We start from the raw sequence: 24,674 nt of genomic DNA on the forward strand, positions 1-24,674 counted from the left end.
GGGTCGTTCCGCTCCTCCCATCGACGCTGAGCAGGCTCAGAGCCCGCTCGTGACCCCGACTCCGATCAAAAACAACGCGCTGAGGATCACGAGGAGTACGACCCACCAGTGCCAATGGTGGTGCCAGGGGCGGCTCGGCTGCCAATGGATTTCCCAGGGGATTTCCAGATAGCGCGGATGCCTGAACATGATCTCCTCCTTCCGTCTCAGGACACCTTCACCTCGATCGATTTCGGCTTCACCTTTTCCGATTTCGGCAGGTGCACCGTGAGGATGCCGTCCTTATATTCCGCGCTCACCTTCGTGCCGTCGGCGTCTTCCGGCAGGGTAAAACTGCGCAGGAAGCTGCCGTAGGCGCGCTCGACGCGGTGGTATTTCTTGTCCTTTTCTTCTTTTTCGTACTTGCGTTCGCCCGAGATGGAGAGCACGTTGTCCTGTACCGTGAGTTTGACCTCTTCCTTCTTGATCTCCGGCAACTCGGCCTTGATCAGGTATTCTTTGGCGTCTTCGGTGATGTCGACCAGAGGGGCCCACTCCGCGACGGAGATCGCTTCTTTCTGGCCTTCGGCCTTGGCCGGTGGGCGACCCCAGAGGGCGGAGAGGCGCTTCTCCACTTCCTCCAATTCCTTCCATGGATTCCACTGTGACCGAAAGGGCTCCCATCTTGTCAGTCCGCTCATGATCCCCTCCCTCGTGGTGTCTTGGGTCAATTCACAGATTCCTGAACCGTCGCAGGTACGACGATGTGGAGGTATTGCAGGCCGGATGCCAGCAAGTGAGAAGACAGGGTTTTAGGGTGAGGTGCGAAAGTTCACCCACTTAGCCCTGCCGGCGCGGGAGCGGTTGGGGCGATACGGGACAGGAGCTTCGAGAGGCAATGTCGCCAATTACCTCATTGATTTCAGGCGTCCCATGATTATTCAAACAGTAGAAGGGAGGTGGGACCAGGATAAGGTCGAAAGCCCCCGCTTCCGTGCCGCGAAGAGTTGGGTCGGGGGTTGCGCCCGTGCCGGTTTCGGGATCAGTTCCGAAGGGACGCGCTTCTATCTCGGTGCCAGTAGGAGGCACGGCTCAGCGATGAGCAGATGAATGGGGAGCGCGGGACGTCCAAGCCTGGGTTTCTGGCTGAGATGTTCGGATGGGTCTCGCTCGGTCGGCAGGTCTGATCTCCACACGGAAGCGGGTTTTTTGTCTCCCGTCCTTCGAAGGGGCTGTTCCTGCCGCAGGAACAGCCCCTTGATATTTAACGCAGAAACGCCGTGCGGAGTTTGATGAGGAAAGCGTCGGCTGACTCGGGCTTGGCTTGGTGATGGCAGGTTCTGAGGCGGCGAGCGGCTTCCTCGGTCCAATATTCTCCCAGCTCGATGACCTCGCCGAGCCGATAGCGCCCCTCCTTGATGCGTCGGACGGTGTCCCCCAACGGTGTCTCGGCGATGCGAATGCTGAATGTGCCCCGTTCCAGAAGCTCACAGAGGTTGAAGAGTACCCGCACATAGGCCGCCGCATACTTGGCCGGCCGGTCGTCTTTTTTCTCCAGCAGTTTTCTCCGCTGGTTCTCGCAGTAATTCAGGAAGGCCTCGTAGGCGCGTTGGGCCGACCAGAGATGCGGAAAGAGCCAGCGCAATTCCGCGCCCCAGTCATCCATCGCGATGACCGGCGCAACCAGCGTTTCCAGAATCAGCGGATGGCTCTGCAGCGCCAGCTGCAGGAAGTGGCCTACTTCCCAGGCGGTTTCGTCCTCTGCCTCCTTCACCATCCTCGTGCCTTGATATTTGAACCCGACGCGAAAGAACTCGGCTGTCGGCAGTACGAAGACGCTGCGAAAATCCTGGTCGCTCTCGGGGCCGGCGAGTCCGTGGGCCTGCGAGCCGACGACGACCTTCAGGATGCAGGTCTCGGTGGCCGGCGGGGGCGTGACCATCATGCCTTGGTCGCTCCAAGCTGGGCCAGGCAGCCGTTCAAGGTCTGGTACTTCGGGTAGTCCGCTTCCGGAATGTCGATCTGAAACTCCTTGTGCAGCGCCACGACGAAATTCAGGAAGTCCATGGAGTCGAGGTCCAATTGGTCGCGAAAGCTTACGTCGGGCCGCAGCGTGGAGAGATCGGCTTCCGGCGCGATGTCGCCCAACAGGCGAAGGATCAGCCGGCGAATGTCGGCCGTGCCGGTCGGTCTGCTCATAACGAGTGGGGCTCCTGCAAGAGGCGGTCGATTTCAGCCAACAATAGGCCGCCGCGATGTCCGTCCGTCACGCGATGGTCGGCGGAAAGTGAGGCGGTCATGATCGGCCTGGCGACGAGCCGGCCGTCCAGCACCCAGGGACGTTCGACGATCTTTCCGAATCCGACCAGTGCGACTTGAGGAGGATAAATCACTCCGAATACTGTTTCCACTCCTTGGTCGCCCAAGCTCGTCACCGTGATCGTGGGATCGGACAGTTCCGAACTGCGCAGGGAGCCGGCGCGGGCGCGTTTGACCAGGTCCTGAAAGCGGGCCATCAACTCCCCCAGACTGAGGCGGTCGGCATCGTGCAACGCGGGCGCGATCAGGCCGCCCTGGCGAAGCGAGATCGCGACGCCGATATGGATCCGTTCGCTTCGCACGGCGGTGGAGCCGTTCCACAGGGCATTGAGTTCGGGCACGCGTGTCAGCGCCAGGGCCACGGCCTTGATCAGCAGCGCGACAGGAAGCAGGCGCGCCGTGACCGGCAGCCGCTCGTTGCGCTCCTTCAGCCAGGCAAGGGCAAGACCCATGTCGATGGTGGTGCCCAGGTAGTAATGGGGAATCTCGCGTTTGGACCGGCTCATGGCCGCGGCGATCGTCTGGCGCATCTTGGCCTGGCGGTCGACGGTCTCGGTCGGCTCGGCCGATCCTGCCGCTCGTTCCACGTCGGCGAGGGTGATGGCGCCGTCCGGGCCGCTGCCCTGCAGGCGCGAGAGATCGACGCCGCGTGACTCCGCGAGCGTCCTGGCGGCAGGAGAGATGCGCCGACGGCCGCCGGCGGGCGCCGGCATCGCGGGACGAACCGGGGTTGGGGGCATGGGAGCCGGAGTGGGAGAAACCGGTGCGGCAGGTTGGCCCGCTTCGCGAATGAGGGCCATCACCGTGCCCACCGCTACCTTGTCGCCTGGTTTCGAGAGCAACCGTTCAATGACGCCGCTGTGGTGCGACTCGACCTCGATAGCGGCTTTTTCCGTATCGACCTCGGCGATGATCTCCCCCTTCGCGATCGGATCTCCTTCACGCTTTTTCCACTGCACCAAGGTCCCCTCGGTCATATCGGCGCCGAGCGTGGGCATGATGAATTCAGCCATGGCACCCCTCAGTCAACGCCGCCCCAGCAGCGCCGCCACGGTCGAGACGATCGTCTCAGGTTGCGGCAAGGCGGCTTCCTCCAAGTGTTTCGGGTAGGGAATCGGCACTTCCGCGCTACAGACCCGCGCCACCGGGGCATCCAAGTCATAGAAGGCCCCCTCCATGATCTGCGCGGAGATTTCTGCGGCGAAACTCCCGGTCCGCCAGGCCTCGTCGATCACGACTGCGCGGTGCGTCTTGCGCACGGAGGCGAGGATGGTGCCGATGTCGAGGGGGCGTAGCACCCGTAAATCCAGCACCTCCGCGTCGATGCCGGTCTCCGCCAGTGTAGTGGCGGCGGCCAAGGCCTTCCAGAGGCAGCCGCCGAAGGTGATCAGACTGACATCCCGGCCCGGGCGGCGGACGGCGGCGTGGGCGATATCGACGAGCGAGGGCCCCTCTTCCAACTCACCTTCCATTGAATAGAGGTACGCATGCTCGAAGATGAAGACCGGGTCCGGCTCCCGCAAGGCGGCGAGCACCATCCCGCGGGCATCGGTGACGGTGGCCGGCGTCAGGACCGTGATTCCGGGAATATGCGCGTACCACCCTTCGAGGCTGTGGGAATGTTGCGCGGCGACTTGCCGTCCGGCGCCCGTCGCCATCCGCACGACGAGCGGCACGTTGAATTGGCCGCCCGACATATGCCGCAAGGTCGCCGCATTGTTCACGACCTGATCGAGCGCGAGGAGGCTGAAGTTGACGGTCATCACTTCGACGATCGGTCTCATGCCGCCCAACGCCGCGCCGATGCCCGCGCCCACGAAGGTGCTTTCGGAGAGCGGCGTGTCACGAATGCGCTCGGGGCCGAACTCGTCGAGGAACCCTTTGCTGCAGGCATAGGTGCCGCCGTATTTGCCGACATCTTCGCCCATGAGAAATACACGGGGATCGGTCGTGAGGGCTTCCCGCAGTCCGGCGCGCACGGCTTCTCGGTAGGTGAGGCTGGTCATGCTGGTCGTTCGCTGTAAAGGTCCTTCGTGAGGTCTTGGACCGATTCCCACGGGCTGGCCTCCGAGAAGGCGACAGCCCCTTCGAGTTCGGCGGCGATGTCTGTCTCCATGGCCGCCAGGTCGGCGTCGGCCAACCAAGAGGCTTGGCGTAGGCGCGCGGTCAGGCTGGTGATCGGGTCGCGCTGTTTCCACTCCGCCACTTCGTCTTTGGTCCGATACAGTTCCGCGTCGTACATGGAGTGGGCGCGGAAGCGGTACGTGCGGTATTCGAGCAGGTACGGCCCTGGTCCCTTTCGCACCAGTTCGACGGCGCGGGCGGTGGCCTGGTGGACGGCCGACACATCCATGCCGTCGACGGCCTCCGACGGCAGCGCATAGGCCTGGGCCTTCGCGGCGATGTCCGGTTGGGATTGGTGGCGAGCCAAGGCGGTGCCCATGGCATAGAGGTTGTTTTCACACAGGAACAACACCGGCAACTTCCAGAGCGCCGCCAGATTGAGTGATTCGTGGAACTCGCCCTCGGCCACCGCGCCATCCCCGAAGAAGCAGGCGGTGACCTGGGGGCGGCCTTGCATCTTGTCGGCCAAGGCCAAGCCGACCGCGACCGGCAATCCACCCGCCACGATCGCCAAGCCTCCGTAGAGGCGGCGAGCCTCGTCGAAAAAATGCATCGACCCGCCGCGGCCTCGCGCGCAGCCGGTTGCTTTGCCGTAGAGTTCGGCCATCAACGCGTTCATCGGCGTGCCGCGCACCAGCGCGTGGCCATGTTCGCGGTAGGTCGCTACGATGGCATCTTCCGCTGTGAAGCAAGGTAATGCCCCAGCGGCCACCGCTTCTTCTCCGATATAGAGATGGAGGAACCCGCGGATCTTCCCCTGCTGGTAGAGTTCCGCCGCCCGTTCCTCGAAGCGACGGATCCGCAGCATCTGCCGGAGCCATTCAACGCCCTGTGCCTTGGTCGGCATCGTCATGAGGCACCCTCCAGCGTGGAGGTGTCACCTTCAGGCAGCCCCAGTTCGCGCGCCTTCAACAGTCGTCGCATAATCTTGCCGCTTCTGGTTTTCGGAAGGGTCGGCAGGAACGTGATCTCCTTCGGCGCCACCACCGCGCCCAGCCTGGCCCTCGCGAAACCCAGCAGTTCTCGCCGAAGCGCGTCGCTCGGCTCGAAGCCGTCCTTCAGCGAGACGAAGGCCTTGACGATTTCCATCGCTATGGGATCGGGTTTGCCGATGACGCCTGCTTCCGCCACTGCCTGGTGTTCGATCAAGATGCTTTCCACTTCGAAGGGCCCGATCAGGTGCCCCGAGGTCTTGATCACGTCGTCCGCTCGGCCGACGAACCAAAAGTAGCCGTCGGCATCTTGCCTCGCCAGGTCGCCGGTCAAGTACCAGCCTCCGGCGAAACATTTTGTATAGCGCTCCGGCTCATTCCAGTAGCCGCGGAACATCGAAGGCCAGCCGGGACGCAGGGCCAACTCGCCCTGCCGGTCCGGTTCCCGCACGACTTCCACCTCGCCCGCTTCCGTCTTGTGCACGATGGCGGCGTCGATGCCGGGCAAAGGCCGGCCCATTGAACCGGGGCGGACATCCATGGCGGCGTAGTTGGCGATCATGATTCCGCCGGTCTCCGTCTGCCACCAGTTGTCATGGAAGGGGCGCCCGAACGCCTCCTGCCCCCACAGGACGGCCTCCGGGTTGAGCGGCTCACCCACGCTGGCGAGAAAACGCAGCGGGCGAAGATCGTACTTACGCACAAGGTCCAATCCGCTCTTCATCATCATGCGGATGGCGGTCGGGGCGGTATACCAAACGGACACGCGTTGCTGCTGCAAGATGCCGTACCAACGTTCAGCATCGAATTCCGCCTCGTCCACGATGCTGGTGATGCCGTTCGTGAGCGGCGCGATGATGCCATACGACGTGCCGGTGACCCAGCCGGGATCGGCGGTGCACCAAAAGATGTCCTCGGGATGGAGATCCAACGCCAACTTACCGGTGCAGTGATGGGCCAGCACTGCGGCATGCACGTGGATGGCGCCCTTCGGAGTGCCGGTGGTGCCGCTGGTGAAATGGAGCAGCGCCACATCTTCGGGATCGGTCGGTTGGATGCGGTAGGTGGGGGGAGCCTGCTCCATCAGCCGGTGAAACCGTTGTGTCCCCGGCGGCGGGGATGCACCACCCTCGCCATCCACCAAGAGAATGTGGTTCAAGTGCGGCAGGTGCTGGCGGATGGAGGCGACCTTGCGTTGATAAAGCGACTCGGTGGTCACCAGGACCGTCGCCTCTCCGATGGCCAGCCTAGCCCGGATCGGTTCCGGTCCGAAGGCAGAGAAGAGGGGGCAGAAGACCGCTCGATGTTTGAAGGTCCCCAGCGCGGTCACGTAGAGTTCCGGGACACGGCCTGCCAGAACGAAGACTCGTTCTCCCTTCGCGACCCCGAGTGTTTGCAGAACGTTGGCGAAGCGATCGCTCAGGTCGTGGAGTCGGGCGTAGGAGTAGTCGTCGACCCGCCCATCTTTTCCCAGCCAGCGCAGGGCCCTGTGCGATGCCAACGGTCCGGCTGCATGGCGTCCGACGGCTTCATACCCGATATTCACGCCCTCGGCATTCGGCAGTCCCGCCAACTCTTCCCGCGCCCGTTCCCAAGAAAACTTCGCGCGGACGGTTGCGTAGTCATGCAGGTTTGGGACGACGTCCCAGTCGCGCCGCGATTTGATGATCGGGAGCCAAGGCATCGGGAACTCCGTAGTCGAGCACGAGTTCTGCAAGGCATGGACCATGAAAGAAGCAGAGGCAAAGGCCAAGGTTTGAGGGATCGGCTGTAGCATTATTCATCAGAAAGGAATGTCGGCGGTGGACAATCGCGCCAAAACGGGAAGCACACGCATCGTGATTATGGGCGCGGCAGGACGGGACTTTCATAACTTCAACGTCCTGTTTCGCGACGATCCGGCCTATGACGTGGTCGCGTTTACCGCCGCCCAGATTCCCAACATTCAGGATCGCACCTATCCTCCTTCGCTGGCCGGGGCCTTGTATCCGAAGGGGATCTCGATCCATGCGGAACAGGAGTTGGAGCGGTTGATCCGGACCAGGCACGTCGAGCGTGTGGTCTTCGCCTATAGCGATGTGTCCCACGAAGCGGTCATGCAGGCGGCGTCCCGGGTGATGGCGGCGGGGGCCGATTTCTGGCTGCTGGGGCCTGGTGCGACCATGTTGCCCGCGAAAAAACCGGTCGTCTCGGTCTGCGCTACTAGAACGGGAGCGGGGAAGAGTCCCGTCGCGCGACACGTTGCCGGGATTTTGCGCGCAGCGGGGCTGCGCGTTGCCATCGTGCGGCATCCGATGCCCTATGGGGACCTGGCGGCCCAGGCGGTTCAGCGCTTTGCCTGTCCGGACGATTTAGATCACGCGGCCTGCACGATCGAGGAGCGGGAGGAGTATGAGCCGCACCTGGCGCAGGGCGGGGTGGTGTATGCGGGCGTGGACTATGGGGAGATCCTTCGGCAAGCGGAAGAACAGGCGGACAGCATTGTCTGGGACGGGGGCAACAACGACTGGTCGTTCTTCGTGCCGGATCTGGAACTTGTGCTGGTCGATCCGCACCGCGCCGGAGAGCCGGCCTTTTTCCCGGGCGTGGTGAATCTCCTGCGGGCCGATGTGGCGGTGTTGACGAAGCTGGATTCAGCGACCGACGCTCAGGTGGCGGCGGTGCGGGAGGCCGTCGCGCTACAGAATCCGCGCGCGACGGTGGTCGAGACGGCCATGCCGCCGATCGTGGAGCAACCGGAGCTGATTCGCGGTAAACGCGTGTTGGTCATCGAGGATGGTCCTTCCCTGACACACGGCGGGAGACCATCAGGGGCGGGACTCCTCGCGGCCGAACGGTACGGCGCGGCGCAGGTCGTGGATCCAAGGGCCACGGCAGTGGGAAGCCTAGCCAAGTTGTACGTCCGGCATCCATACCTGGGGCCGCTCTTGCCCGCCATGGGCTACGGCGCCGAGCAGATGCGGGAATTGGAAGCCACGATCAATCGCACCGACTGCGACCTGGTGCTCAGCGCCACGCCGGTGGATTTGCGGCGGCTGCTGCGCATGATCCATCCGACGCTTCGTGTGCGATACGAGATCGAAGAACGCGGAAGCCCGACTCTGGCGGACGTGCTGCAGGGGGTGATCCTGCGGGCAAAGCAGGGATGAATCCTTTATGCGGAATAGGGCTCAAACGAATGACAGGTGGATACCTGACCTTCAAGGGAAAGGAGACCCATATATGGTTGCTACATCGACGAGACAATCGCAGGCGTCATGTCACCGCTGCGGAGGTTTTATGGTGCCGGAGGAACTCCGGGAAGCCAATACAGTGGGGTGGCGTTGCGTCATGTGCGGAGAACATATCGACCCGCTCATCCTTGAGCATCGCCGGCGCATGCAGACGCCGGAAGGCGCGAAGGCCCTCAGGGAGAAGGCGGGAAAGGCGGAATTGAACTGATATCGGTCCCATCACGGCGCAGACCGCTTGCGCCGTGCATGGGCCGAGGAGGCAGCCACCAAGAGTTGCTTGATTCGGTACGCCGGTTCGACCATACCCAAACCGATATAACTCAAGGCCAACAGCGGTTCGGAGGCCTTCCTGTCTTCCAAGTGTAGTTCCACCTGTTTTCCCCCCGCCATCAAGGGCAAGATCTGAATCCTGGCCTGCGTGACGATACCCAGCAGCGCCACTGTCCCTGCGGTGGCCAGGTGTCCCTGCCGATTCATGACGGCGGGGAGCCGGAACACGGGGCCGCCGCTGTTGCCGGGAAACACGTGACTATCGATCAGGAACACTTCTGAGCCGGGCCTGCTCGGCGACACCCACGATACGATCCCTTGCCGCACGATGGCTCGTGGTGAATCGGGAAGGTCGAAGGCCGTCGGATAGCCGAGCACCACGACCGGCACCCCTTCACACAGATCCGACTTGGTTGCGATGTCCATCCAGGCAATGGATGTCAGCGCGCCGGTTTTCGAGGGGCGCAGGGTCAGCGGTACGGGCAGGCAGGCGAGGTCGACGGATTCATCCGGGTGCGGATACCAGAGGCGGCGTGTGCCCTTGGTGAGTTGGAGGGGAATCTCCAACGCCTGGCGGCCGTTGCCATGGGGGCTCTGAGAAAACATCATGCCGAGGGAGGATGGCGCCCAGTTTTCCGCCGGATCGTACAGGACGTGTTTGGCCGTGACCAGCCAGGTGGTCTGGGCTCTGGTTCCGTACAACGAAAACAGGACTCCGGTGCCGTCGATGGCAAAGAAGGGTTTCGTCGAGGTCCGGCCGCCTGGTGACTGCACGCGGTACTCCTGCCTGTGTCCGATGGCGACCGTCGCCGCCCGCCAGTGATCGATCCATCCAGCCATCGTGAGGGTCTCCAAGAAAGTTGAGCCGTCCGGTCAGCAAGCCGAGTGCCAGGCGGTCGAGAAATCGCAGCGGACCGATGGCCATGGGATTTGATCGGGCGTCGTGGGCGGTGAATTGATGAGCCTGGCAGGGGCCTACGCCAAAAACCGAGGCGTTCTGCGACAGGGGCGGTAGGGCTGTTGGGGAAGAAGGCGACGATCGGGCGAGTGGCACCGGTGCTCGAACCAGGCCTCTCTTGCCATCCGCTACGTCACTCGGGTGAGCCGGCAGGCCTGCTGATTGCTAGGTAACGGGGGTGCCGATAACGGAGGAGGGCGATCGGGCCCATGCGGATCCATAATGCTGACGTCGCGGCCCTGCTTGAGGAGATCGCCGCCTTGCTGGAAATCGAAGGCGCCAACCCCTTCCGGGTCAGGGCCTATCGGTTTGCCGCCAGGACCCTTCGCGACCTCACCCATGACGTGGCGGAGATGGTGGCCAAGGGCGAGGACCTCACGGCCTTGCCCGGGATCGGCGAAGACCTGGCGGGCAAGATCAAGGACATCGTGGCGACCGGCACGACCGCCGTGCTGGAACAAGAGCGCAAGAAGGTGCCGGCCACGTTGACGGAGTTGCTGCATATTCCCGGCCTGGGGCCCAAGCGCGTGCAGACCCTGTCTCAGGCCCTGAAGGTCCGTACCCTGGCGGACCTAGAGCAGGCGGCGCGAGAAGGGCGGATCCAAGCCCTGCCCGGTTTCGGTGCGATCACGCAGCGGCGCATTCGGGAAGCGTTGACTGCGCGCACGGGCGAGGAGCGGCGCATGCGCTTGGCCGATGCTGTCCCCTATGCGGAAGCCTTGGTGGAGTACTTGCGGCAGGTGCCCGGAGTAGAGCGAGCGGCAGCGGCAGGCAGTTATCGGCGAGGAAAAGACACGATCGGCGATCTGGATCTTCTGGTGACCGCCCGCCTCGGCCGACAGGTGATCGATCGCTTCGTGGCCTATCCCGGGGTCGACAGCGTGTCGGCGAAGGGGGACACCAAGGCCAGTGTGCGGTTGCGAAACCGGCTGCAAGTGGATCTGCGCGTCGTGCCGCAGGAGAGTTACGGCGCGGCCCTGCTCTATTTCACCGGTAACAAGGACCACAATGTGGCCCTACGGCAATTGGCCCAGCAGCGCGAACTCAAGATCAACGAATACGGTGTCTTTCGCGGCGACTCACGCGTGGCGGGGGAGACGGAGGAGTCGGTCTATCAGGCGGTGGGCTTGCCTTGGATTCCGCCGGAACTGCGGGAGGGGCGCGGGGAGATCGAGGCGGCGAGGGCGAACCGGCTGCCGCAGCTCCTGCAGCAGGATGACCTGAAGGGCGACCTCCATGCCCATACGAACGCGACCGACGGCCGGAACAGCTTGGTGGAGATGGTCGAGGCGGCCAAACGCCGAGGGTGGCAGTACGTGGCGATCACGGATCATTCCCGTCGCCTCGCGATGGCCAAGGGATTCGATCCCAAGCGGCTGCTCAAGCAGGTGGATGAGATCGATCGCCTGAACGCGACCCTCTCCGGCATCACGGTGTTGAAGGGCATCGAGGTCGACATTCTGGAGGATGGGTCACTCGATCTGCCGGACGGGGTGCTGGGACGGCTGGATGTGGTCGTCGGCGCGGTCCATAGTCACTTCAACCTGTCTTCGGCAAAACAGACGGACCGGATCTTGCGGGCCATGGACCGCCCCTACTTCACGATCCTCGCGCATCCCACCGGCCGGCTCATCGGGCAGCGTCAGCCTTATGAGGTAGACATGGCGCGCCTCATCCGGCAGGCGCGCGAGCGTCCTTGCGTTCTCGAAGTCAACGCCCACCCGGAGCGGCTGGATTTGAGCGATGTCCATTGCCGCATGGCCAAAGAGGCGGGGGTATTGTTGGCGGTCAGTACCGATGCGCACAGTACGTTGGATCTCGACAACGTGCGTTATGGGATCGGCCAGGCCCGCCGCGGATGGCTCGAAAAGGCGGATGTGGTCAACAGCCGATCCTACCCTGAGCTTCGCCGACTCTTGGATCGGATGAGGGGCACATAAACCGGCCCGGTCATGGGAGGTAGGACACGATGACCAGCAAGGCGGATCTGTTAGCCAAGGCGTTGAAGCCCGCGGAGGAGGCGCTCCGGCTGCATGCCCATTACAAGGGCAAGATGCAGAGCATGCCGAAGTGCGCGGTCCGCAGTTTGGACGATTTTGCGCTGTGGTACACGCCTGGCGTGGCGGCGCCCTGCAAGGCCATCCAGGCCGATCCCGACCGCGTGTTTGACTATACCAACCGCGGCAACACGATCGCTGTCGTCTCGGACGGGACGCGCGTCTTGGGATTGGGCGATATCGGGCCGGAGGCGGCGCTCCCCGTGATGGAGGGCAAGGCCTTGCTCTTCAAGTATCTGGGCGGGGTGGATGCGGTGCCGATTTGCCTGAAGACCAAGGATCCGAACGAGGTGATCCGGACGGTGTTGCTCCTGGCTCCTTCGTTCGGGGCGATCAACCTCGAAGACATCGCGATGCCCAAATGTTTTCACGTGCTGCGTGAACTGCAGGCCAGGTGTTCCATTCCGGTATGGCACGATGACCAGCAGGGAACCGGCACGGTGCTGCTGGCCGGCCTGATGAACGCGCTGCAGGTCGTGGGCAAGGAGCTCGGTCGTGTGCGGATCGCCATGATCGGGATGGGGGCGGCGAACGTCCCGGTCTATCGGTTCCTCACGGCATCCGGGGCCGATCCCGCCCGCATCGTCGCCTGCGACCTGGGCGGTATCCTCGGCACCCATCGGCGGGAGTATGAGTGTGACCCGGCCTTTGCGGAACAATGGCGCGTCTGTCTCCATAGCAATCCGGACAGGTTGAAGGGGGGCATTGCCGAGGCCCTGCGAGGGGCTGACATCTGCGTCGCCTTTTCCGCCGGCGGCATCATCAAGCCGGAGTGGGTCAGAGGAATGGCGCGAGACGCCGTCGTCTTTGCCTGCGCAAACCCGGTTCCGGAGATCTGGCCTTGGGAAGCCAAGGAAGCCGGGGCGCGAATCGTGGCGACCGGACGCAGCGATTTCCCGAACCAGGTCAACAATTCGCTGGTGTTTCCCGGCATCTTTCGCGGGGTGCTCGACGTGCGGGCGCGCACCATCACCGACGAGATGGCGATGGCGGCTGCGCATGAACTCGCGTTGTGCGCTAGGGAACGCGGCATCCACGAGGAGAGTATTCTGCCGACGATGGAGGAATGGCACGTGCCGATGCGGTTGGCGGTGGCCACGGCCACTAAAGCACAGGAGCAGGGGTTGGCGCAGGTGGAACGCACTCGCGACCAGATCCATATTCTAGCGGAATCGAAGATTCGTTCTGCGCATGAGGCGATGAAGGTGTTGCTGAGAGAGGGATTGATCGTCGCGCCGCCGGCACCTTGAGAGCAAGAGATGCGAGACCGCTACTCTTTCAGGACGATTCCCAATGTTGATCGCGTCCGGCGTCGAGAAGGAACTGGGTCGTCGTCGCGCGAAAGGCATCCTCTTCGCTCGCCGTCAGGAGGTTGACCCACATGAAGGGAAGGAGGGGAACCCATGTCATACCGTTCCGTCCGATTTCGTAATGGTAGGTCTTCTGAAATGCCCCGTCGACATAGAGATCATACGTGACCAGATAGCCTCCCGTCCCGCTGAAGCCAGGGAGGAAAAAGCCGGAGACGAGCGATAGCGCCCAGAAATACTGCGCCCAAAAAGACGGCAGAGTGGGAAAGATGGTGGCTGTAAAGTAAGGACCGCTGCTTGGAGGATTGTCGCCCATGATGGAAGACACGCCGTGATCGATAATGATCCGTTCCAGCGACGCATACGTCGAGGTCCTTGGAGCGGACATATAATAGGTGGGGTCGATGATAGGGGGCGATCCCTGGTAATTGCCGACATGGTAATACTGGAGCCCAGGCGCGAGAGATTGTAGTGAGTGGTCCGGCTTAGGGAAGTCGTAGGTGATCACGCAACCATTGAGTGTCGTGACGGAAAGACAGAGAAAAAGCCCGATTCTTCCCATCGAATATCTGTGTTGCATCAAATCGGCATACCTCATAAGGCCAAGGCGAACAATCCGAACGCACCGGCAAGGATGAGAACGGGGACTTCCCACATCCTGTTCCAACAGGAGAATCGGCCTCGTTTCGAGAGGCTGAGAAGCGGTTCGCAGGTTCCGGTCTCGGCTGCGACATTGTATCCCCTCATGTCCCACTCTCCGTCCAATTTGGGGACTTGGCCTAGGCGCACCAGCCATCCTTGCGGACAGTGAGAGTATTCTCCGGTCAAGGGCCTTGGCGGAAGCACAGGTGAACCGGCGACCGTCGCCTCCACGCACGTAATGTCATAGACTGTGCCGTTGGGATCTACGTGGAGCACTCTCCCGGTCTTGGTCGCGTAATACTGACCGGTCTGGTCCTCATGAAAAAAGTCTCCCGGTCTTTTCTCGCTCGCACAGCCGTTGCCAAGCACGAGCAGGATCAATCCTGCGAGAATCGTAAGTTCCCGCACCATAGTTTTCCCCTGATGCCGGTCTTTATCCTCCTGCGATCCTTCCGCAGATCGTAAGCGCTATACCCTTCATAGCTCCGTGCATGCCGCGGGCCAGCCATGGTCATGGCTTTGCGCCTGAGGCAAAAAATCGAATAGTCGGCTCTTGTGCGAAATGGTTCGCCTGGGAGTAGGTCGAGCGCGCCAGCCGTTGAGGACAATTGACCCTTCTACTTAGTGGTTTGTAGGGGAGAATCGCTACAGGGGGATGTAAGTCCATTCACAATCGCATTTCAATGGCTGATCGTTGAGCGATCCATGGCAATGGTCTCCCTATTGCAGAAGCCTCAAGTAAAGACACCGTACGTACTATTCCATGCTGCTGTTGCGATACCGGCGTGGCGAGACACAGGACCTATCGCACAGCATAACAAGGAGGCTGGTGATGAGAAGTATCGTCATGTGCGCTCTAGTGGCGGGTATCGCACTATGTAGCGGAGGCTGCGGGGTCTACATGGCGTATACCCAGCCTCCCCAGATCGATGTGGATGAGTTTCGGGCAGAAGGAACATCGCGTAATTATGTTATGGCCAAGCTTGGGCCCCCGACCGCTAGCGATAAGACTCCTGATGGAGGGAGAGAAGATGTCTATCAGTTCTATGAGGGGTCGGACCCGGCGTGGAAAGCTGTTCGCGGGACGTTTCATCTATTGGCCGATTTATTCACCATAGCACTGTGGGAAATTGTCGCGACCCCGATGGAATATGCAGTCCGAGGCGACAAGATCACTGCACGGGCACGTTTCGACAGCAATGAACGGTTGATTTCCATGCAGGTACTCGGCCGTGAAATAAAGCCATTGGAAAAAATTCATAGGCGGCAAAACGGCACTTCCGGTTGACCATGACGTTTCAACTCGAATCGGGAGGAGCGTAGTGGGTATTGCCGGCATCCGAAGCATCCTGGTTCCGGCAAATCGTATCCGCCGGAATGCGAGCCATGGAATCAACAGGGCTATTCAGAGGGCGAGGTCAAGAGTTATGACTGTCGGATCGAAGTGTGCCGTCGCTGTCCTTGTCGTAATGGCGACAAGTATGTCCTGTGTTCCCACGACCGGCACAAAGGCCGCGCTCACCTCGGCCGAACGCTCCACGATCAAAAAGGCAGGCATCTTGGTCGAGTCAGGGGGCCCATTTTCCGTCCGCATTGCGCGGGATAAGATGACGAATACGGGCGCTCTGCTGTTCGGATTGGTCGGTGCGGGCGTCGAAGCAGGTTACAAGGCATCTAAAGATGCCTCATATGAGGAGGAGCTGACGCCCTTTGTGCAGGGGTTTGATGTGATCAAAGATAGTTCTATGGCATTTCAGGAGAACTTCTTATCTACAAAGCTGTTCTCGATGTCCGAGATCGTTCGGACCAGGGATGAATTGAAAGAACGAGGTTTTGATGCGCTGTTCACAGAAACGATTGAGGAATGGGGGCTGCGTCTATGTTTGGGGGTGGAAAATGTACAAGTGGCATTTGACATCCACGCAAAGCTCGTTCTGCTGTCGGACAATGTGACGGTATGGGAACGTGACGAACTATTTACACATGGTCCGTGTCGTCCGTTAGCTGATTTTAGGAACGATCGAGAGTTGCTCGGAGTGGAACTCAAGCGCGCCACTAAGGTTCTTGCAGGACGGATCGCGAATGAAATCGCTTTTCCATGAATGACGGAAGGAGGGTTCCTATGAACAATCTGTGGCGTCTCTGCGCGATCCTTGTCATGGCCCTTTTCACTGCTCTTTCAGGATGCGCTTTTCCAAGCGGACATGTGCGTCCCCTTTATACTCCCGAACCGGGAACGAGAAGTCCTATGAGTACCGTTCCCTCGAGCATGATTTCCGTTGAGGTCGAGGATGAGCGAGACTTGTATGTCGTAAATTGGCTCGGGGACCAAAAGAATAACTTTGGGTCCGTATTAAGAAAGGTCTTGTCGGACAACGACCCGCCGACGATTGTTCGGGAAGCGCTGACAGCCGAGTTATTGAACAATGGCCATAAGATTGTGGACACCGAAGGCGGTAATTCGGACGCAATAGTCAGAGTGACGCTGAAGAGATACTGGAGTGACATGGCGATTCATGCCTTCGACGTTGAGATGAAGGGAAGTCTTGAAGCGGATATTGTCGTACTGGTCGGCTCTGATAAGAGGCAATTGGTTTCGAAGCCGATTAATGGATCGTATCGAGAGAGTCGGCAGTTTGCCGGTGATTCAGCTTTTGAGAGCGTGTTGAATGGGGCATTGCACGAATTTGTGCGAGCCTTTTCCCGCGATCCCGAGATTGTCGATGCCCTGAGATCAGCCGCTTCTAGGAAAGAAGGCGTAATAGGCACGGGCAGAAAACATACAGCGGCCCATCAGTTCAGTCGTGGGTGTTGCAGGCGATATCTCGTATTTTCAGCGCAAGTCGGATGGTGCCAAGTTCGATATAGTACCCATCTCTGGCCTTCTGATGTTGCGAATCTCCCTGCGCAGGAGCGACGAATTTCCCCAGGCAAGATATAGCCCTAGTCGGAATCGGCCCAAGCGAGCGATGTGGTGCTGTCTGAGTCTTGTGATCTTGGTTGATTGCGTCGAGGAGACGGCCGTATTTCGGGATTGAAACCGTACCATCCCCCGTCCCTCAGGACAGATTGTTCCACAGTGACAGAGTTACAACCATCACTACGCTGGCAGGCTTTTTCGCTTCCTGAACCAGAAGGAAGCCTCAGCGAGGTGACCTATGAAGTGAAGATTTGGGCCGCAGCCCATGATGCGCCTGGTCAGCTGGTCTATGCCCGTGAAGGGCTGCCTGAGCCATCTCACAACGTGCAGGAGTCGCTGCCTCCATCGATGACGCTCTTTTGGTCGGTGCGTGCGCGATTTCTCTTGAACGGGTTGCCGCGAGTGATAGAGGCGAAAAAACAAAAAAGCAGAGCGGAGGCAGGTCCAGAGAGCTCGACATCAACAGTGGAGATCTTGGAGAGGTTTCAGGCTTCCCGCTTCGCACCTGCGGGCCTGCTCACCACCTCTGCGTTTGACCTCGGTATCCTTCAGTGTTCCTCTCACCGAAGCCTCCGCTCATTTATTAAATAACGCTGTTTCGGGAGAAATCAATGGGGGCTCGCGCCCCAGTGGCCTGCGTCGTTGCTGTGGCAATTTAGGACAGAAGTCAAATGGAAATTCAGCGGTCGCAGCGGTTTGTGCGTGGCATGTCCTATGCTGTATCAGAAACGGAGGATGTATGCTGCCGTGCCGGTTGAGGGCGAGTCGCGGGGGAGTGACGATGCGATGGTTGGTGGCGCTGGATGAATCGGAGTTTTCCGAGCGGATCATAGGGTGGATGCGAGCGTTCCCACATTCCAAGCAGACGGCCGTCACGGTGGTGCATGTGCTTGCCCCATTGGATGTGCCTGAGACCATCGGCCTCACCGGGCAGCAGCTGCTGCTGCAACAACAGGGAGCGATGGTGGAGGCTTTGCTGCAGCGTGTGCGCCGACTCCTGGAAGAGTCTTTTGCGGACGTCGAGGTCATTTTGCGGGAGGGTGTTCCGAGCCGGGAGATTCTGCAAGTCATACAGGAACGTCGGCCGGACTTGGTCGTCTCCGGCATGCAGGGGCTCTACCGATCGCCGGGTTTCACGATAGGTGGGGTCGCTCAACGGCTCCTCTCCTATGCCCCCTGCAGCTTGATGCTGGTGCCCGGCAAGGCGCAGCCGGGCGATGGGTTGCGAATCATGTTGGCCACGGACGGCTCGGAAGATGCGCGGCGCGCCGCCCGCGTGGTGGCGGAATTGCCGGGTGTACGTGAGACGATGATCGTGAGCGTCGTCCGTCCGCTCGGCGCGGAGAAGGCGGTCCTCGAACGGTTTCAGCCCGAGGAGAGCCGCAAGATGGAAGCGGCGTTTCTGCGTCGGCGGCGAGCCGAGGCGCGTAAAGCCCTGGCCGAATGCGAATGCCTGCTGCGGCAGGCAGCGATGGTGGTGCGCGCCAGAGTGATCGCCGGGCATCCGGCCGAGGCCATCGTCCGTGCCGCTCGGCGTGATGCGGTGGATCTGTTGGTGGTCGGCTCACGCGGCCTGACCGGGATGAAGGCGACTGCGCTCGGGAGCGTGTCCCAGACGGTAGCGCAGTTGGCGCCCTGTCCAGTCCTGATCGTGAAGCCGTAGCAGAGGGGACGTGCGCAACTCCCATGGAGCGGCAGATTCTCCACAGAGGTCGTGATCATGGTGCAGATCACGGAGATGGTGGCGCGCATCGCCGACGGTGCCATGCTGGTGGATGAGACCGGTATGGTGAGGATGTGGAACAGGGCCGCCGAGCGGTTGCTGGGGTTTCGTGCCGACGAAGTGGTGGGGCGTCCTTGCCGAGACGTTTTATGCGGCCGAACGCTAGGCGGGAGCGAATTGTGTTCACCGGCATGCGAAATCGGGAAACGCCTTGCCGCAGGGACCGGCGTGCGAAACTACGATATGCAAACCCGTGCGAAGTCCGGTCGGGTCGTGTGGGTCAATATCAGCTCCATCCCCGTGCCGACCCGGAAGGCCGGTCGATTCATGAGGCTGCATCTGTTTCGCGACATCAGCCGGCAGATGAAAGTGTTGCAGTTGGCGGAAGATCTCCACGGTATGCTCTCGGCCACGGGCCATGCGGGTTCGATGCCGGCGCCGGCGCGACCGACGCCGCAGGCCTCCGCAAACCTGCCGGTCGGTCGAGGCACGTCGCCGTTGACGAAACGGGAGCAGGATGTGCTGCGGTTGATGGCGGCCGGGAGCACGACAAAAGAGATTGCGGATGCGCTGTTTATCAGCATGGTGACCGTCCGAAACCACATCCAACACATTTTTGAGAAGCTGGGCGCTCACACCCGTTTACAAGCCCTTGCCCTTGCATTCCCCCCCGGTCCGTCCCCCGCCTAGCGATAAGGGAGAGCCAACGCGCGCGGCCTGAGCGAGACGCGTGGCGTGCCTGTCGCATGATGCAACTGATTTAGCGTCAAAATGATGCAAACGTCTCATTGTCCCGGCGGTCATGCCTGCCTATGCTGTTCCTATGACGACCATTCCACAATCGCCCGGATCGGTCGACGATCCGATGAGAACGAGAAACGGAGTGAGCGATGTGGAACAGGTGTATATGGGATTTCGGGCGAGAGCGCGGACCGATTGTTCGACTATTGCTACACCGTGACGCCGGCGAAGTATCACAATGTCCCCCGCCACTAGGATGGGCGAGGGATCAGACATTCGCGCATCGAACAAAGGAGGGCAATCATGAGAATCAGAGGACACACAGTACGATTACTTGCGGTGTCCGTGTCGTTCGCGGCCATGACGGGGTGGTCAGCGATGGGCGCGGACCGCGCGCTGGGTCAGGCGCCGGGCATGGGGGCTCCGCCGTCAAAGGTGGAGATCACCATCAAGGATCGGCAACACGGATATGAAACCGTGGGGCTCACGATGCCGTCGCATGACACGACGGTCGTGGTGCGTAATCAGGATACTGTCACGCACGGGTTTGCCTCGAAACTGTTCAAGGACATTTCTGTGCGGATGGAAGGCGGGATCGAGGTTGCGGGAAGGAATTTCAAATCCTATCACGTCGATCCGGGAAAGACGATGACCCTGCACTTCTCCACGGCTCCGTCGAAGTTCGATCCTGCGACCGGCATTGCCGAGAGCATGCGGCACGCGCTCTGGTGTGACATTCATCCCGAGGTGAAGGGGGAGTTGTATGTCATCGAAACCAGGGGCGAAATCGGCGGCGGCTGAACGTCACGTTCGCCTGCAATCGAGAGGTTTCACCCATGAGACGCATGGGGTCAGCCCTGCTGATGAACGGCGTGGCGACCGCAGCCCTGGTCGGAACCCTGAGCCTGGGGAGTTCGGCCGGGGCTGCGGAACTTCATTTTGCAGTCCAAGAGGTGGGGGAAAAGCGGGCCCTCTGGGTGCCGGAGGAGGTGGTGCTGCACCGCAGCACGGAACTGGTGGACGGTCTGGTGTTCGTATTGGAAAACCCGACGGATCGAACCCATGCCTTTGCGGCCTACGGCCTGTTCGAGGAAGTGACGACCGCCGGCGGGGCCGTTGCCAGGAAGCCGTTGCGCGTCAATGTGACATCAGAAGATACGGTCCGCGTGCAGATCAGCACGACGCAGTTTCTCGGGCGTACGGATGCGGAGGTCGAAGAGTTTCCGTTTTTTTGCCCGCTGCATCAAGGAGATGCCCACGTGGGCGGGACGATCCGCGTGATCCCGTAGGCGCCTGTGAGGCGGGAGGCAGGATGAGGCAGGACGTGAAGGGCACGCAGAGACGTTGCAGCCGGTTCTGGCTATCGGCGATAGGGCTGTTCCTGGTGATCGTGGGTACCGCTGCGACGCCTGCGAGGGGGGCTGCCGGAACGTTTCGTTTTGTGATTCAAGATGTGGAGGGGGGCGCGGCGGCCTGGTTTCCGCGCGAGGTTGTCATTCACAAGAGCACGGATCTTGAGGGAGGATTGATCTTCATCCTGGAGAACCCGACTCCCCGCACCCATGTCTTCGAAGCTCCGGATTTGTTCGAACAGGTGACGGAGGGGATCGACGTCCCGGCCGTCAAACCGTTGCGGGTCTATGTGGCCCCGGGAGAGACCGTGCAGGTTCGGATCAGCACCGAGCAGTTGTTCCGCGAGCCGGAAGCCGATGCGTCGGGCTCGCAGAACTGTCCGTTTTTCTGCCCCTTGCATGGGACCGAGGATGCGTTGCGAAGTATGATTCGGGTGGTGCCGTAGCCGCCGGAGGCGCAGTCGATGGTGCCGACTGCCGCGCATGCATCCTTGGATGATGGCGCAGAGACCGAATACCAGGGGGTGAACCATGACACGCCTTGTCACATCTGGAACGGTGGTCGCCCTGTTCCCGTGGCTGCTCGTTTCGGTACTGCTCCCGTGGGCGGGCCGAGTGGCGGATACGAGTGCGAATGGGCTGGTGGAGCAACGGCGTGAGGCCGCAGGGGGGGGCGGTACCGATGCTCCCAGGTCTGTCGACTCAGCGGGCTGGGTGGATCAATTGACGGCCTTTGTCGTTGTCCAACAGAGCTTGGCCGGGACTCGGGGCGAGGCCGGATCATACGATGCCTATGTCGGTCAGATCGTGCTGGTGCGGAGTCTCTATGAGCGTGGCGAATGGAGCGGGGCCTTCGTGACGATGAATCGCTTCATGGACATGCTGGAGGCGCGAGAAGGGGGAATCAGCGGGCGGGCGGCCGACGCGCTGTGGGACTACTGTTATGTGGTGACTCCGCCGGCCTTGCACGATGTCAGGCGTCATCGACAATGGTGGGAGAAGCATGTGGAGTGGGACAAGTTTTTCTGGGAGGAATAGGGGTGGGTGAGGGCTACCATGCGAATTATTGAAGACATCAGGTGGATGGCGGGAATCGTCCTGTTCCTGGCGAGCGTCATCTGTGCTGCGCCGGGCGGATCGAGCGTGGCCTCTGCGGCCGGAGATGACTGGCTTGATTCTCTGGTGCAAGCGGTGCTCGCCGAGCAGGCGAAGGAAGCCTTCCGGGGAGGCAGGTTCACCCCCTACCTCGCGCAATTGACCACGGTACGAGCCAACTTGATGAGCGGTGAGAACGAGGCGGTGTACCGAGCCATGAATCGATTCATGGACATGCTCCAGGCGCGTGAAGAGGGGATTTCCGCCGAGGTGGCCGAGCGGCTGTTCGACTATTGTTACCTCGTGACGCCGGCGCGCTACCACGATGTCTCCCGGCATCTCCACCGGCTCAGCGGGCATCAGGCTGGTGCGCCACCGGCGTGAGACTGCCATAGGCGAGCACAGGCCGCTCACTCGCAGGATCGGTCTCGATTGGAAGGGGGGTGTGCGGGTTGTGGCTCCATGCAAGAAGGGGCACCATGTCGGCAGATGGCGGAGAGGCTGGAGATCGCGAAGCACTGGACGCGAGGTTTCGCCGCTGGCGGGCCGCCCATAGAACACCCAGTACGGTCCTTGACGCCCATCGCGAGGTCATATTGGAGCGCGTCTCCCAATCCATGACCTTCGAGGGTGAGCCCGTGACCGTCTCTCGCCTCAAAACCCTCTTGGAGCAATCTGGCCCATGGCCGAAGAACCCGGACACCTAGGAACCACCCGCTCATTCGAGACGACGCAAGGGCACTTGACCTATCCGGAGCTCTCGGAACGGCTTGCCGTCGCGCTGGCGCGGATTCTCGACCGGATCTTGCAAACCCCCGCTCAGGACATCGTCGTGACGCCGGAATGGTTGTGCGAGAGGCACCGTGAGTTGGCCGGAGATCTCTTTCCCGATTGGGCGGGACGATTCCAGACAACCGACGTGAAGGTGGGCGCCTTGGAGCCCCCTGCTTTTTATCAAGTACCGATGCTGGTGCGGTCCTTCTGCGACGATCTAACCGAGCGGCTGCGGCATGTCCGGGAGGACGACCTCACCCACATTGCCGCATTGCTGGCCTGGGTGGACTGGCGCTTCCAGTGGATCCATCCCTTCAAGGATTTCAACGGCCGTATCGGCCGGATGGTCCTTGCGGCACTCTTATACAAACTCACTCTGCCGCCGGTCGAAACGGCGCCGATCGATCCTGAGGGGCGTCGTGCCTATCTCGAAGCCCTGCGTGCCGGGGATGCGGGCGACCTCCTGCCCCTCCAGCACCAGTGGATCGCCCGGCTCGCGGCCGCAATTTAACCCGGTGAGTTCCCGGGATCATAAGAAAAGATACAAGGCCGCCACGATCCCGAAGAACTCGGACGTGTTTTGCCCCCTCACGCTCATCCAGGGCCCGGTCAGCACACCGATATGCTGGTTCCAACTGTATTCCAAGGCCGGTGCGATAGTGACCAGGTTGCTCGAGCCCCGTCCCACCAACGCCGACTGGCCATGGGCATCGAGGCCGGGAATGCCGGAAAAATGCGTGGCGTTCACGGCTTGGAATCCGATGTCGAGGGCCAGCACCAGGTGACGGGTCAGGCTGTACTCACCGGCGACCGTGACGGTGGAGACCGATCCGGGCGTGACCCGGCCGGCTGTGCCGAAGCCTCCGCCGTAGGCGTTAAACCCCTGCACATCGACCGATGAATAGATGCCGTAGGTGGCGTTCAGCCGGTAGCGCAACACATGCGCTCCGCCGAAGGGGATCGCCTTTTGAAGGGCAATGCCGAATGTGGTCGCGTAGACGCCGCCTCCGGTCCGTTCCAGGTCCGCCGTCGCCGGACTCAGGTCGGAATAGCGGCCGGTGGGAAAAATCTCTTGCACCCACAGCCGGACATCGGGCACCCAGGATTGCGAGGGACTGCGCCAGGCTTGGATACCCAGTTGGAGCGGAAAGTCGCCGAAGCCGCCGGAAGAATCCCCTCGTGCGTGGTTGCCGATCCATTGAGGCGCGATTTCGATATCGAGAGAGTCGGTGAGGCCGTAGATGAAGTAGGTCTGTTGGATGAGGCTCTGGGAGGTGGTGGCCGATTGGAGCCGCCAGTTGTCGTTGTACAGGCCGCCGTACCTCGTGTAGTACACATAGGGCTCCACCACCGCGTGGCCTTTGCCCAAACTGGTGCCCCTCGTGGAGAGGAGCGTCCCCGTAAACCAGGGCATGGTTTGGGGAACGTCGCCGGCCGGCTCGCTTCCGGCGACGCCAGTGCCGCAGATGAGGATGAGAAACAGGCCGAGCAGCAGGCTGCTTAGATGATGACACCGTGCGAGGATGGTCATGCCGATCGGGTACCCTTGTCAGTTGAGCCGGGGCTTGGCCCGATCTATGCTACTCCGTCCGCTGGTGAGAAAGGGAGTTTATCGTGTGGTGGGTTTGGCGAGGTCTTCCTTGGTGCGCTCCCGCAGCCGCCGCACCAGTTCTTGATAGGACGCATCCGCGATGATCGCGGTGAATTGGCTGCGATAGTTCATCACCAGGCTCACCCCATCGACGATCACGTCATACGCGAACCACTTGCCGCCTTTGTTCGTCAGGCGGTAGTCCATCGGGACGTCGAGCTTGTCGGAGACTAACCTCGTGCGGACCTCGGCATAACCATCGGCGGTGCGTTCCGACAGGTAGACAACCCGTTCCCCCGCATAGCCCTCGATCTTGGACGCATACCGGTCCGAGAGGAAGGTCTTGAAGAGCGCGACGAACTCCTGCCGCTCGGGCGGGGACAACGGCTTCCAGTGAACCGCAAGGGTCCGCTTCGACATCTCTTCATAATCGAATCGTTCCGCGATGACTTGCTCGAGCAGGTGGCGTCGCTGTTTGGCCTGCGGCGGCTGCTTCAGCGTCTGGTCCTCCAGAATACGGAACACGGCATCGAGTGTCGCGCGAACGACAGCGGTGGGGGTTTCGGCTGGTTCGCTGTGTGCGGCAGTCGGCAACAGGAAGCAGGCAATGAAGCAGATGAGGACTGTTCGCACCGTCGTCATTGGCGAGGTCCC

At 61.3% G+C, this 24,674-nt stretch carries 28 protein-coding genes; 15 read left to right on the forward strand and 13 right to left on the reverse strand.

All coding sequences use genetic code 11. From position 1 onward, the window contains the following. Positions 1-36: 36 nt before the first annotated feature. From HRU82_13565 to acsA, 8 genes are all read right to left on the reverse strand, one after another. A complete protein-coding gene (locus tag HRU82_13565) occupies positions 37-189 on the reverse strand; it encodes a hypothetical protein (GenBank protein QOJ35907.1) in 153 nt (50 codons plus the stop codon). Positions 190-206: 17 nt separating this feature from the next. Beyond that, positions 207-680: an Hsp20/alpha crystallin family protein gene (locus tag HRU82_13570; protein ID QOJ35908.1), complete on the reverse strand. Its 474-nt coding sequence runs from the start codon at positions 678-680 to the stop codon at positions 207-209. Positions 681-1,243: 563 nt separating this feature from the next. Further along, positions 1,244-1,924 carry a nucleotidyltransferase domain-containing protein gene (locus HRU82_13575; GenBank protein ID QOJ35909.1) on the reverse strand — a complete coding sequence of 227 codons (681 nt, stop codon included), beginning with the start codon at positions 1,922-1,924 and terminating at the stop codon, positions 1,244-1,246. Then, positions 1,921-2,178, reverse strand: a complete 258-nt coding sequence (locus tag HRU82_13580; protein QOJ35910.1) for an acyl carrier protein — start codon at positions 2,176-2,178, stop codon at positions 1,921-1,923. Before HRU82_13580 ends, HRU82_13575 begins: the two co-directional genes overlap by 4 nt. Beyond that, positions 2,175-3,311 (reverse strand): 2-oxo acid dehydrogenase subunit E2, encoded by a 1,137-nt coding sequence (locus tag HRU82_13585; GenBank protein ID QOJ35911.1) that lies wholly within the window; start codon positions 3,309-3,311, stop codon positions 2,175-2,177. The genes HRU82_13580 and HRU82_13585 overlap by 4 nt, the downstream gene beginning before the upstream one ends. Before the next feature lie 12 nt (positions 3,312-3,323). Continuing rightward, entirely contained in the window at positions 3,324-4,304 is a 981-nt protein-coding gene (locus tag HRU82_13590) for an alpha-ketoacid dehydrogenase subunit beta (protein ID QOJ35912.1), read from the reverse strand. Then, positions 4,301-5,275, reverse strand: a complete 975-nt coding sequence (gene pdhA, locus HRU82_13595) for a pyruvate dehydrogenase (acetyl-transferring) E1 component subunit alpha (GenBank protein ID QOJ35913.1) — start codon at positions 5,273-5,275, stop codon at positions 4,301-4,303. Before pdhA ends, HRU82_13590 begins: the two co-directional genes overlap by 4 nt. Further along, positions 5,272-7,038: an acetate--CoA ligase gene (acsA, locus tag HRU82_13600; GenBank protein ID QOJ35914.1), complete on the reverse strand. Its 1,767-nt coding sequence runs from the start codon at positions 7,036-7,038 to the stop codon at positions 5,272-5,274. Before acsA ends, pdhA begins: the two co-directional genes overlap by 4 nt. A 109-nt stretch (positions 7,039-7,147) precedes the next feature. On the opposite strand from acsA, the gene HRU82_13605 reads away from it, so the two are divergent. Both HRU82_13605 and HRU82_13610 read left to right on the forward strand, forming a co-directional pair. Then, positions 7,148-8,503: a GTPase gene (locus tag HRU82_13605; protein QOJ35915.1), complete on the forward strand. Its 1,356-nt coding sequence runs from the start codon at positions 7,148-7,150 to the stop codon at positions 8,501-8,503. A 73-nt stretch (positions 8,504-8,576) separates the two neighbouring features. After that, positions 8,577-8,795 carry a hypothetical protein gene (locus HRU82_13610; GenBank protein ID QOJ35916.1) on the forward strand — a complete coding sequence of 73 codons (219 nt, stop codon included), beginning with the start codon at positions 8,577-8,579 and terminating at the stop codon, positions 8,793-8,795. A gap of 11 nt (positions 8,796-8,806) precedes the next feature. Here the strand turns inward: HRU82_13610 and HRU82_13615 are convergent, their stop codons facing one another. Beyond that, entirely contained in the window at positions 8,807-9,697 is an 891-nt protein-coding gene (locus HRU82_13615; protein ID QOJ35917.1) for a trypsin-like peptidase domain-containing protein, read from the reverse strand. A gap of 327 nt (positions 9,698-10,024) precedes the next feature. Between HRU82_13615 and polX the strand changes: the two genes are divergently transcribed. Both polX and HRU82_13625 read left to right on the forward strand, forming a co-directional pair. Further along, the gene (gene polX, locus HRU82_13620) at positions 10,025-11,755 is read left to right on the forward strand and encodes a DNA polymerase/3'-5' exonuclease PolX (protein ID QOJ35918.1); all 1,731 of its coding nucleotides are present in this window, start codon (positions 10,025-10,027) and stop codon (positions 11,753-11,755) included. Positions 11,756-11,784: 29 nt separating this feature from the next. Then, a complete protein-coding gene (locus tag HRU82_13625) occupies positions 11,785-13,122 on the forward strand; it encodes an NADP-dependent malic enzyme (GenBank protein QOJ35919.1) in 1,338 nt (445 codons plus the stop codon). A 28-nt stretch (positions 13,123-13,150) separates the two neighbouring features. Here HRU82_13625 and HRU82_13630 read toward each other — a convergent pair whose 3' ends face one another. Together HRU82_13630 and HRU82_13635 are read right to left on the reverse strand one after the other, a co-directional pair. Next, the gene (locus HRU82_13630) at positions 13,151-13,690 is read right to left on the reverse strand and encodes a hypothetical protein (protein QOJ35920.1); all 540 of its coding nucleotides are present in this window, start codon (positions 13,688-13,690) and stop codon (positions 13,151-13,153) included. An 86-nt stretch (positions 13,691-13,776) separates the two neighbouring features. Further along, on the reverse strand, positions 13,777-14,235 hold the full coding sequence (locus HRU82_13635; GenBank protein QOJ35921.1) for a hypothetical protein: 459 nt from the start codon (positions 14,233-14,235) through the stop codon (positions 13,777-13,779). 421 nt (positions 14,236-14,656) lie between these two features. Here HRU82_13635 and HRU82_13640 point away from each other — a divergent pair, with 421 nt between their 5' ends. The 11 genes from HRU82_13640 (at position 14,657) to HRU82_13690 (ending at position 22,940) form a co-directional block, all read left to right on the forward strand. Beyond that, entirely contained in the window at positions 14,657-15,112 is a 456-nt protein-coding gene (locus tag HRU82_13640) for a hypothetical protein (GenBank protein ID QOJ35922.1), read from the forward strand. Between the two features lie 139 nt (positions 15,113-15,251). Beyond that, entirely contained in the window at positions 15,252-15,926 is a 675-nt protein-coding gene (locus tag HRU82_13645) for a hypothetical protein (protein ID QOJ35923.1), read from the forward strand. A 20-nt stretch (positions 15,927-15,946) separates the two neighbouring features. Then, complete coding sequence (locus tag HRU82_13650) at positions 15,947-16,765, forward strand: hypothetical protein (GenBank protein QOJ35924.1); 819 nt, start codon at positions 15,947-15,949, stop codon at positions 16,763-16,765. 760 nt (positions 16,766-17,525) lie between these two features. After that, positions 17,526-18,407 (forward strand): universal stress protein, encoded by an 882-nt coding sequence (locus tag HRU82_13655; protein ID QOJ35925.1) that lies wholly within the window; start codon positions 17,526-17,528, stop codon positions 18,405-18,407. Between the two features lie 57 nt (positions 18,408-18,464). Beyond that, positions 18,465-19,157 (forward strand): PAS and helix-turn-helix domain-containing protein, encoded by a 693-nt coding sequence (locus HRU82_13660; protein QOJ35926.1) that lies wholly within the window; start codon positions 18,465-18,467, stop codon positions 19,155-19,157. A gap of 354 nt (positions 19,158-19,511) precedes the next feature. Beyond that, a complete protein-coding gene (locus tag HRU82_13665; protein ID QOJ35927.1) occupies positions 19,512-20,009 on the forward strand; it encodes a hypothetical protein in 498 nt (165 codons plus the stop codon). 35 nt (positions 20,010-20,044) lie between these two features. Next, on the forward strand, positions 20,045-20,497 hold the full coding sequence (locus HRU82_13670; protein QOJ35928.1) for a hypothetical protein: 453 nt from the start codon (positions 20,045-20,047) through the stop codon (positions 20,495-20,497). 23 nt (positions 20,498-20,520) lie between these two features. Continuing rightward, a complete protein-coding gene (locus tag HRU82_13675) occupies positions 20,521-21,006 on the forward strand; it encodes a hypothetical protein (GenBank protein ID QOJ35929.1) in 486 nt (161 codons plus the stop codon). 85 nt (positions 21,007-21,091) lie between these two features. Beyond that, positions 21,092-21,598 carry a hypothetical protein gene (locus tag HRU82_13680; protein ID QOJ35930.1) on the forward strand — a complete coding sequence of 169 codons (507 nt, stop codon included), beginning with the start codon at positions 21,092-21,094 and terminating at the stop codon, positions 21,596-21,598. An 18-nt stretch (positions 21,599-21,616) separates the two neighbouring features. Further along, positions 21,617-22,039, forward strand: coding sequence for a hypothetical protein (locus HRU82_13685; GenBank protein QOJ35931.1), 423 nt, complete (start codon positions 21,617-21,619; stop codon positions 22,037-22,039). A 298-nt stretch (positions 22,040-22,337) separates the two neighbouring features. Then, positions 22,338-22,940 (forward strand): Fic family protein, encoded by a 603-nt coding sequence (locus HRU82_13690; protein ID QOJ35932.1) that lies wholly within the window; start codon positions 22,338-22,340, stop codon positions 22,938-22,940. 18 nt (positions 22,941-22,958) lie between these two features. Here HRU82_13690 and HRU82_13695 read toward each other — a convergent pair whose 3' ends face one another. Both HRU82_13695 and HRU82_13700 read right to left on the reverse strand, forming a co-directional pair. Beyond that, positions 22,959-23,960: a hypothetical protein gene (locus HRU82_13695; GenBank protein QOJ35933.1), complete on the reverse strand. Its 1,002-nt coding sequence runs from the start codon at positions 23,958-23,960 to the stop codon at positions 22,959-22,961. Positions 23,961-24,038: 78 nt separating this feature from the next. Beyond that, complete coding sequence (locus HRU82_13700; GenBank protein ID QOJ35934.1) at positions 24,039-24,662, reverse strand: ABC transporter substrate-binding protein; 624 nt, start codon at positions 24,660-24,662, stop codon at positions 24,039-24,041. Between the last annotated feature and the right edge of the window lie 12 nt (positions 24,663-24,674).

The organism is Nitrospira sp. (assembly GCA_015709715.1).
Lineage (GTDB): Bacteria > Nitrospirota > Nitrospiria > Nitrospirales > Nitrospiraceae > Nitrospira_A.